The 8077-nt window shown below is 65.1% G+C and carries 6 protein-coding genes; 2 read left to right on the top strand and 4 right to left on the bottom strand.

Features of this window, described 5'->3' with window-relative positions; all coding sequences use genetic code 11:
* On the top strand, window positions 1-1405 hold a 1405-nt coding region (locus tag VML93_RS03725), incomplete at its 5' end, for a beta-ketoacyl reductase (RefSeq protein ID WP_325607805.1).
* Between the two features lie 3 nt (window positions 1406-1408).
* The gene (locus tag VML93_RS03730; RefSeq protein ID WP_325607807.1) at window positions 1409-4012 is read left to right on the top strand and encodes a sugar epimerase family protein; all 2604 of its coding nucleotides are present in this window, start codon (window positions 1409-1411) and stop codon (window positions 4010-4012) included.
* A 104-nt stretch (window positions 4013-4116) separates the two neighbouring features.
* Here VML93_RS03730 and VML93_RS03735 read toward each other — a convergent pair whose 3' ends face one another.
* The 4 genes from VML93_RS03735 to VML93_RS03750 form a co-directional block, all read right to left on the bottom strand.
* Window positions 4117-5301 (bottom strand): cytochrome P450, encoded by a 1185-nt coding sequence (locus tag VML93_RS03735; protein WP_325607809.1) that lies wholly within the window; start codon window positions 5299-5301, stop codon window positions 4117-4119.
* Between the two features lie 77 nt (window positions 5302-5378).
* Entirely contained in the window at window positions 5379-6329 is a 951-nt protein-coding gene (locus tag VML93_RS03740; RefSeq protein WP_325607811.1) for an SDR family NAD(P)-dependent oxidoreductase, read from the bottom strand.
* 21 nt (window positions 6330-6350) lie between these two features.
* Window positions 6351-6770, bottom strand: a complete 420-nt coding sequence (locus VML93_RS03745) for a hypothetical protein (protein ID WP_325607813.1) — start codon at window positions 6768-6770, stop codon at window positions 6351-6353.
* Window positions 6767-8017 carry a cytochrome P450 gene (locus tag VML93_RS03750; protein WP_325607815.1) on the bottom strand — a complete coding sequence of 417 codons (1251 nt, stop codon included), beginning with the start codon at window positions 8015-8017 and terminating at the stop codon, window positions 6767-6769. The genes VML93_RS03745 and VML93_RS03750 overlap by 4 nt, the downstream gene beginning before the upstream one ends.
* Window positions 8018-8077: the final 60 nt, after the last annotated feature.

Here is an 8077-nt window from a genome sequence, read left to right on the forward strand (position 1 = left end):
CGCCGCGCTGCGGTACCTGAGCCAGGCACGCCACGTCGGCAAGGTCGTGATGAGCCTGCCCGACGCCTGGGCGAGCGGCACGGTATTGATCACCGGCGGCACCGGGATGGCGGGTTCGGCGCTGGCCCGTCACGTGGTGGCTCGTCACGGGGTGCGGCAGCTGGTGTTGGTGAGCCGACGCGGTGCGGACGCCCCCGGAGCGCAAGAACTGGCGGCCGAACTCGGCGCGGCCGGTGCCCATGTGCAGGTGGTGGCCTGCGATGCTGCCGACCGAGCGGCGCTGGCCCAGACGATTGCCGATATTCCGGTGCAGCATCCGCTCTCGGCGGTTATCCATGCGGCCGGAGCGCTCGACGACGCCGTGGTGACGTCGCTGACCCCCGAACGGCTGGATGTGGCGCTGCGGGCCAAGGTCGACGCGGCGTGGAACCTGCACGAGCTGACCAGAGACATGAAAGTGTCGGCGTTCGTGATGTTCTCGTCGATCGCCGGGCTGGCAGGCGCTGCCGGGCAGGCCAACTATGCCGCGGCCAACTCGTTCCTGGACGCGCTGGCCGCACACCGGCAAGCTCACGGTCTGCCGGGGGTGTCGCTGGGATGGGGCCTGTGGGATCACGCCAGCGCCATGACCGGTGGGTTGGAGACTGTCGACTTCGCCCGGTTGGCCCGCGACGGCATCGTCGCGATGTCCTCTGACGAGGCCCTCCAATTGCTGGATACCGCAATGGTTGTAGCTGCGCCGTTCCTGTTGCCCGCTCGCATCGATCTGGTCGCGTTGCGCGCCAAGTTCGACGGCGGCACCCTGCCGCCGATGTTCGTCGACTTGATCAACGCCCCCGCGCGGCGCCAGGTTGACGACTCGCTGGCCGCCGCGAAGTCGAAATCGGCCCTCCTGCAACGGCTCGAAGGCCTACCCGAGGACGAGCAGCAGGCTGTCCTGCTGGATCTGGTGCGTTCGCACATCGCTACCGTGCTGGGCAACACGACGGCTGAGGCCATCCACCCGGACCGGGCGTTCCAGGAGTTGGGCTTTGACTCGCTGACCGCCGTGGAAATGCGTAACCGGCTCAAAGCCGCCACCGGACTTGCGCTTTCACCCACGCTCATCTTCGACTACCCCAACTCCGCCGCGCTGGCCGGCTATATGCACCAAGAGCTCGTCGGCAGCTCATCGCAGCACGCACCGGCCGCAGCGCCCGGGGAAGCCGAGATCCGGAGTGCCGTGGCGTCCATTCCGGTCAAGCGGCTGCGTCAGGCGGGCGTGCTGGAGCTGTTGCTCGCCTTGGCAAATGAAGCCGACCGTAGCGGTCAGTCTCCGGCCGGGGAAGCGAACCCGGAGAAGGACATCGCGGACATGGACCTCGACGACCTGGTCAATGCGGCGTTCCTGAACGACGACGAGTAGGCGATGAGCGCGGAAAACCTCAGTAAACCAGCGCGAATAGCGGTCACCGGGGCCAGCGGAGTGCTCGGGCGGGGTCTCGTCGCCAAACTGGTGAGCCAGGGCCACGAGGTTACCGGGATCGCCCGTCATCGACCGGAAAGCTGGCCCAGTTCAGCCGACTTCGTTACCTCCGACATCCGCGATGCTGCCGCGGTCCGACGCGCCGTCGCCGGCGCACAGGTCGTCGTGCATTGCGCATGGGTAAGGGCTCCCAGCCCGGGCGACCGAATCGGGCGCCAGGTCAACTTGGAGGGCACGGCCAACGTGCTTGACGCGATGGCGAAGACCGGAAGCGGACGAATCGTTTTCGCATCGTCAGCGCATGCCTACGATTCGGTATCCACCCAGGGCCAGTGCAGGGCCAGCGTGGAACGGATGCTGGCGGACTCCGGCGCACCGTGGGTAGCCATCCGCTGTGCCCTTCTGCTGGGCCGCGGAGTGGATAACTGGGTGCGCCGGGTGCTGGCGCTGCCAGGGTTTCCCGACGGGACGGCCGACCGCCGGGTGCAAGTGGTCCACACCGACGATGCGATTAAATTCTTCATCCGCGCGATCCTGGACGCCGGAATCGACAGCGGCGCCGTCGACCTCGCCGCGCCGGGCGCGCTGACCCTAAGACAGATCGCTGCCGCGCTCAACCGGCCAGTCGTTCCGGGGCTGGCAGCGCTTCGCGGACGGCTGCGCGCACTGGCCGAACTCGAATCCCTGTGCAATGTGCCCTCGATGGACGCCTCGCGGTTGCACGAGGCGTGGGCATTGCGGCCGGCGTGGAACGCCGAGGAATGTCTCGAGGACTTCGCTCTGGCAGTGCGCGGGCGGGTCACCCTGGGTAAGCGGGTGGTCGCACTGCCCTGGCGGTTGGCCAATATCCAAAATCTGCCTGCCGTCGATGCCCCCGCCGCCGACGGGACGGTTCCCAGATTTGCTGGGCCGCAGGGGGATAACGGCGAGTTCGACACCCCAATAGACCCGCGCTTCCCGACCTTCCTGGCCACCAACTTATCCGAGGCCTTGCCCGGGCCGTTCTCGCCGTCGTCAGCGTCGGTGACGGTACGCGGTTTGCGCGCGGCCGGCGTGGCCATCGCCGAGCGGCTGCGCCCCGGCGGGATGGTTCAGCGCGAAATCGCCAGGCGAACGGTCGCGGTCTTCGCCCACCGGCTTTACGGGGCGATTACCTCGGCTCACTTCATGGCCGAAACGGTTCCGTTCGCCAAGCCCGCGATGATCGTCAGCAACAGCGGGTTTTTCGGTCCCAGCATGGCGTCGCTCCCGATCTTCGGTGAGCAGCGCCCGCCGTCGCACGGCCGCGTGCGCAGGCAGTTGCGCACCGTCCGCAACATCGGCGTCTTCGGCGTCAACCTGGTGGGTCTGAGCGCCGGCTCACCGCTGGACACCCACGACTTCACCGCCGACATCGATCGGCTGGAGCGCCTGGCCGGGGACGACTTCACCAAACTAGACGATAGCCGGCTGCTAGCTTTGATCTCGTTGGCTCGCGACCATGTGGTGCACGGGTGGGTGCTGGCCGGCGCGGGGTCGTTCATGCTGTGCGCCGCATTCAACGTGTTGTTGCGTGCCCTGTGCGGGCGAGACGCCGCGACGCGAGCCGGGCCGGATCTGGTCAGTGCGCGTTCGGTCGAGGCGGTACAACGTTTGGTCGTTGCCGCACAAGGTGACCCGAACGTCATTCGCCTGCTGGCCGAACCGGGCGAGCGCCTTGACAAGTTGGCCGTCGATGCGCCGGAATTTCACGCCGCGGTGACGGCGGAGCTGGCGCTGATCGGCCACCGCGGCCCGGCGGAGGTCGAGATGCTGTCGACCAGCTACGCTGACGACCCCGAACTGCTGGTCCGGATGGTCGCCAAGGCCTTGCATGCTTCGCCCGCGCCGCAACCGCAGTATGCAAAAATTCCGTTGCACGCCAAGCCGATTGCCGTCGTTTCCGCGCGTCAACTGCGCGATCGGGAAGTGCGCCGCGACAAAATGGTGCGCGCCATCTGGGTGCTGCGGGGTCTGCTGCGTGAATACGGACGACGACTGACCGATGCCGGTGTCTTCGACAGTCCCGACGACGTCTTCTACCTTCTGGTCGACGAACTTGACGGGGTGCGCACGGATGCCGGAAACCTGGTGGCCCGACGCCGAGCCGAACAGCGCAGGTTGGCTGCTGTAGTCCCCCCCACGGTGTTCAGCGGCAGCTGGCGGCCGGTGACCGTGTCGACTGCGGCGCTGGCCGACGGGGACACCCTGCGCGGCGTCGGCGTCTGCGGCGGACGGGTGCGGGGCCGCGTGCGCATCGTACGGCCGGACACGATCGACGACCTGCAACCCGGCGAGATCCTGGTCGCCGAGGTCACCGACGTCGGCTACACCGCCGCCTTTTGCTATGCCGCGGCCGTCGTTACGGAGCTCGGCGGACCGATGTCCCACGCCGCAGTAGTGGCCCGCGAATTCGGCTTCCCTTGCGTGGTCGACGTCCAGGGTGCCACCCGAAAGTTGCAGCCAGGAGCGCTCATCGAGGTCGACGGGACGACGGGTGAAATCCGCGTGCTCGAACTGGCCGCCTAACCTGCCCGATCGTTAGGCGCAAGCGGCAAGGGTCAGAACTGCGTGGGCATACTCGTCGGTCCGCTTATGCCGCTACGAAAACCCGGTGCTTTTCGGTGCCGACATCACGGTGTCCCTTCGAGTATCCGCAGCGGTAGCCGGGGCAATGTGCAGGTAGGGGATGGCCAGGTGATCTCGGGCCGGTATCCGGGCGCAAGTTCGAAATGGGGAATGCGGCTAAGCCATTCGGTCACGACGACATTCATTTCCATCCGAGCCAGGTGCGAACCCACGCAGCGGTGTGGACCACCACCGAAGCCCCAGTGCTTGTGCACCTTGCCATCCATCACCAGGTCATCACCGGATATTTCGTCGCTACCGTCCCGGTTGATCGCGCCGAGGCAGAGCCGCACCCGAGAGCCCGCGGGCAACGTGATGCCGGCGATGGTGACGGCCGCGGTCGTCACCCGCGGTACGACGGGAGCGGATGATTCCAGTCGGACGATCTCCTCGACGAAAACGCCGATTTCGTGGGGTTGTGCACGCAGCCTTCTGCGTAGATCGGGGCGGCGTGATAGTTCGAGCATTGCCGCCCCGATAGCCGACGTGACGGTGTCCAGTCCCGCTAGAACGAAAAAGAAACACATTCCAAGGGCTTCGTCGTCGTTGAGCGCATCCGGGCCGGCAAGTACCTGAGAAAGGACGTCGTCGCCCGGGCACTGCCGGTGTGCAGCGACGGCCTGGGCGAGGTAAGCGAACAGCTCGAGCGCCGGTGTCAGATTAGGGGTTTCGGCGGCGGCGTTCGGGATGCTCAGTTCGATGATGGCGTCTTTCCACCTGATGAGCCGCTCGCGATCCTGCAGCGGCAGACCGAACAGCGTCAGAAAGACCTGCGACGGATACGGTGTGGCAAGGTCGGCCATCACCTCGCATTCGTCGCGTCCAGCGATCGAGTCGATGATGTCGATCGCTTGGGTCTGAATCGACGGCAGTATCGCGGCCAGTGCGTGTGGACTGAAGAACGGCTGCAGGATTTTCCGAAATCGGGTGTGCTCCGGAGGGTCAAACGCAGCCGGCACCAGCGGCAGCGGGCTGCCCACCACCTCGAAAGCCTTCTTGGAAGAGAATACGTTCGGGTTACGCAGTGCCATAAGGACATCCGCTCGACGAGTCAGGGCGTACCAGCCGTCACTCAATACCACCGGGCCGGCGTCTCGCAACTCGGCCCAGCCGGCGCCACGATCGTGGGACATCGGCAGATCTGCCAAGTTGAGCTCCGGAATTTCGCGGGCGTCATGGGTCCCGGCCATGCCGTGCTCCTTAGGTCAGGGGAAGAGATCTGTGATCAGCTTTGCCATGTGTCTCCCTGGCTGCAGTGACGATTTGCTCAATTCGGTTGGTAGGGCTTCAGAGCAACGCCGATCTGGGCCGCACCGATGGGCCCGGCGGGTAGCTCGCCGGGGTCGGGGATCATCGTCGCCGTACGCGTGTCGGTGATCGTCGAGAGGTTGTCTCGGACCTTCTCGATGGTGAGGTCAGTGTCGGTGTATCCGGCAGTCTGGCCGAAAACGCGTAGGCCGACGTTGCCGGCGCCCGCTTCGAGGTTGGCTCCCGAGAGCTCGCAGTCCTCATGAGCCAGATAAGCGACGGCGGGCGACACCAGGCTGGTGGGGAAATGCGCTTCCATCAACGAGGTGAAAGGCGAAGTCTCGTTGAAGTGGCGGATAGCGGTGGTGTTGGCGGCGGGTCCCAACGCATTGACTTTGATACCGAATGCGGCGCCTTCGACGGCGAGCCCGCGTGTCAATCCGAAGATGCCGCTCTTGGCCGCACCGTAGATGGACAGGTGTTCGATCCCGAACATCGCACCTGACGTGGTGTTCACAATCCGTCCATACCCCGCCTCACGCATGTGAGGCCACGCGGCTCGGCACATCCACACGGCGCCCATCAGGTGCACGTCAACGATCTTGCGGATGTCGGCACTGGAAATCTCGTCGAAATGGGCCATGAAGCAGACCCCGGCATTGTTCACCACGATATCGAGCTGTCCCCACGTGTCCAGTGCCGTCGCTACTACACTGCGGGCGCCTTCTTCCTCGGCAACGCTGTGCTGATCGGGAACCGCCTCGCCACCGGCGTCGCGGATCTCTTCGACGACCTGCTCCGCGTTCGCCCGCATGGTTCCTCGCCCATCGGGGCCCACGCCAAGGTCATTGACCACCACTTTGGCTCCCCGCTCGGCGAGCAGAGTGGCGTGGGACCGGCCCAGGCTTGGGGCCTGGCCGCCCGCCCCGGTAACGATGGCAACCCGGCCGTCGAACCGAAGTTCCCTCATGGCAATCCCTTTCGTGGCTTCTCAGGGCAGGTTGGTCGACAGGAATGTCAGGGGCAAGCCAAACACCGATAAGTCGATTTCCTCGAGATAGTTGCCCTCGCCCTCGAAGCCTTGCCGGAAGCGTGTGGTCGAACCGTAACGCTCGGCAATCTCCTCTGCCTGCGATGCTCCGGGAACCTGCACCACCACCGTGAAAACGCCATCACCATGACTCGCCAGGAATTCCGTCACCGAAGCAGCCACCGTAGCGGTGGATCCCGGGTTCGGACTGATCAGCTCGATGCCTCGATTCCAATCCAGGAGCACCCGGATCCCGAGTTCGTCCAAATTGATGTCCTCGAAGCGGAAGCCCAGTTCTGTAAAGAGCTGTCCCACAGCTTCATGTCGCTCACGTGCGACCGCGAAGACTACGTGATGCAACCGTGACCATGAATCATTCATCCGTGACCTTCTCGGCGGCCGAACTCTATGGAAAGACTTATCGGCCCGCTCATGCCAAGCATCGGCTTCCACGGTGCCGGTCCGACCCGGCGGGCGTCAGGCAGCCGGTTTGCCAGGATCCTGAGTCCTTCGGCCAGCTCCAGCCTGGCGAGGTTCGCGCCGAGGCAATAGTGCACGCCGCCGCCGAATGTGAGCACCGCCGGCGCCCCCTTGCGGGTGATGTCGAAGCGGTCGGGATCCTGGTAGATGCCGGGATCGCGATTGGCTGCAAAAGTATTCACAAAAATGTAGGTGCCGCCGGGGAATCTGTATCCGCTCAACTCGACGTCGTCGTTCACGGTGCGGACCGTGTTGCACACGGCGGGCGAGTGGCGCATGCTCTCCTCGACCGCAGGCATGGCGAGCTCGGGGTGCTCGTGTAGCACCGCCCACTGCTCCGGATGATCGAGGAGTACCTGCAGGGAAGCGGCCAGCTGATTGCGAGTGGTATCCGTTCCGGCAAGCAACAATCCGGCCACCGTCATACGAAGCTCGTCGGCATTGAGCCGGTCGCCTCGAAAAGTCGGGTCCTCGGCGCGGATGAGATCAGAGAGCAAGTCGTCGGTCAGGCGGTGTCGTCGTTCGGCGACCATCCCATCGACGTAGGCGTCGAGCTCGGCCCATCCGCGAAGGATCGCGGGCATTTCGTGGGCGAGATTGACTGAGAAGTTCACCATTTTGAAGATGGCTTCTGCCCATCGTGAAAACTGTGCCCAGCTTCCACGTGGCGCACCGAGCAAAGCGCAGATGATCGGGATCGGATAGTGGCTGGCAATATCAGTGACAATGTCGCAGCGGCCGGCGGCGGCGACGCCATCGACCAGTTCGTTGACCACTTCGCCAATGATGTCGTGCAGACGCGCGGTAGCCCGCGGTGTGAATGCCCTCGATACCAGGCTGCGCAGCCGATGATGTTCGGCGCCTTCGGCGCAGATGATGCTGCCGACGACTCTGTCCCAGAGCGGACCTGAGGTCACGCCTTGCGCGGCCAGATGAAGACCCGGGGGAATCACGAATCGGGTGTCGCGCAGAACACTGCGGGCGAGGTCGTAAGAGAGGACTTCGGGGCCGAACGGGCCGATGGCGACCGGGCCCTGTCGCTGCGCTTCCCGGATACGGGCGCAGACCTCGTGCGGCGATTCGGTGATGTCATATTCGAGCGGCGGAAGTCCCGCCTCAAAGACACTGGGTGCACCGGTGGCGGTCACTACCTCGATCTCCTTTCAGCGTCGTGCCAGCACTCCCCGCGGAAGGAGCAGCGGAAGGTC

This window comes from Mycobacterium sp. (genome assembly GCF_035499775.1).
GTDB lineage: Bacteria > Actinomycetota > Actinomycetes > Mycobacteriales > Mycobacteriaceae > Mycobacterium.

Coding starts and splice junctions, on each gene's coding strand:
- VML93_RS03730 (WP_325607807.1), top strand. CDS start 1,409: ATGAGCGCGGAAAACCTCAGTAAACCAGCGCGAATAGCGGTCACCGGG.
- VML93_RS03735 (WP_325607809.1), bottom strand. CDS start 5,301: ATGGCCGGGACCCATGACGCCCGCGAAATTCCGGAGCTCAACTTGGCA.
- VML93_RS03740 (WP_325607811.1), bottom strand. CDS start 6,329: ATGAGGGAACTTCGGTTCGACGGCCGGGTTGCCATCGTTACCGGGGCG.
- VML93_RS03745 (WP_325607813.1), bottom strand. CDS start 6,770: ATGAATGATTCATGGTCACGGTTGCATCACGTAGTCTTCGCGGTCGCA.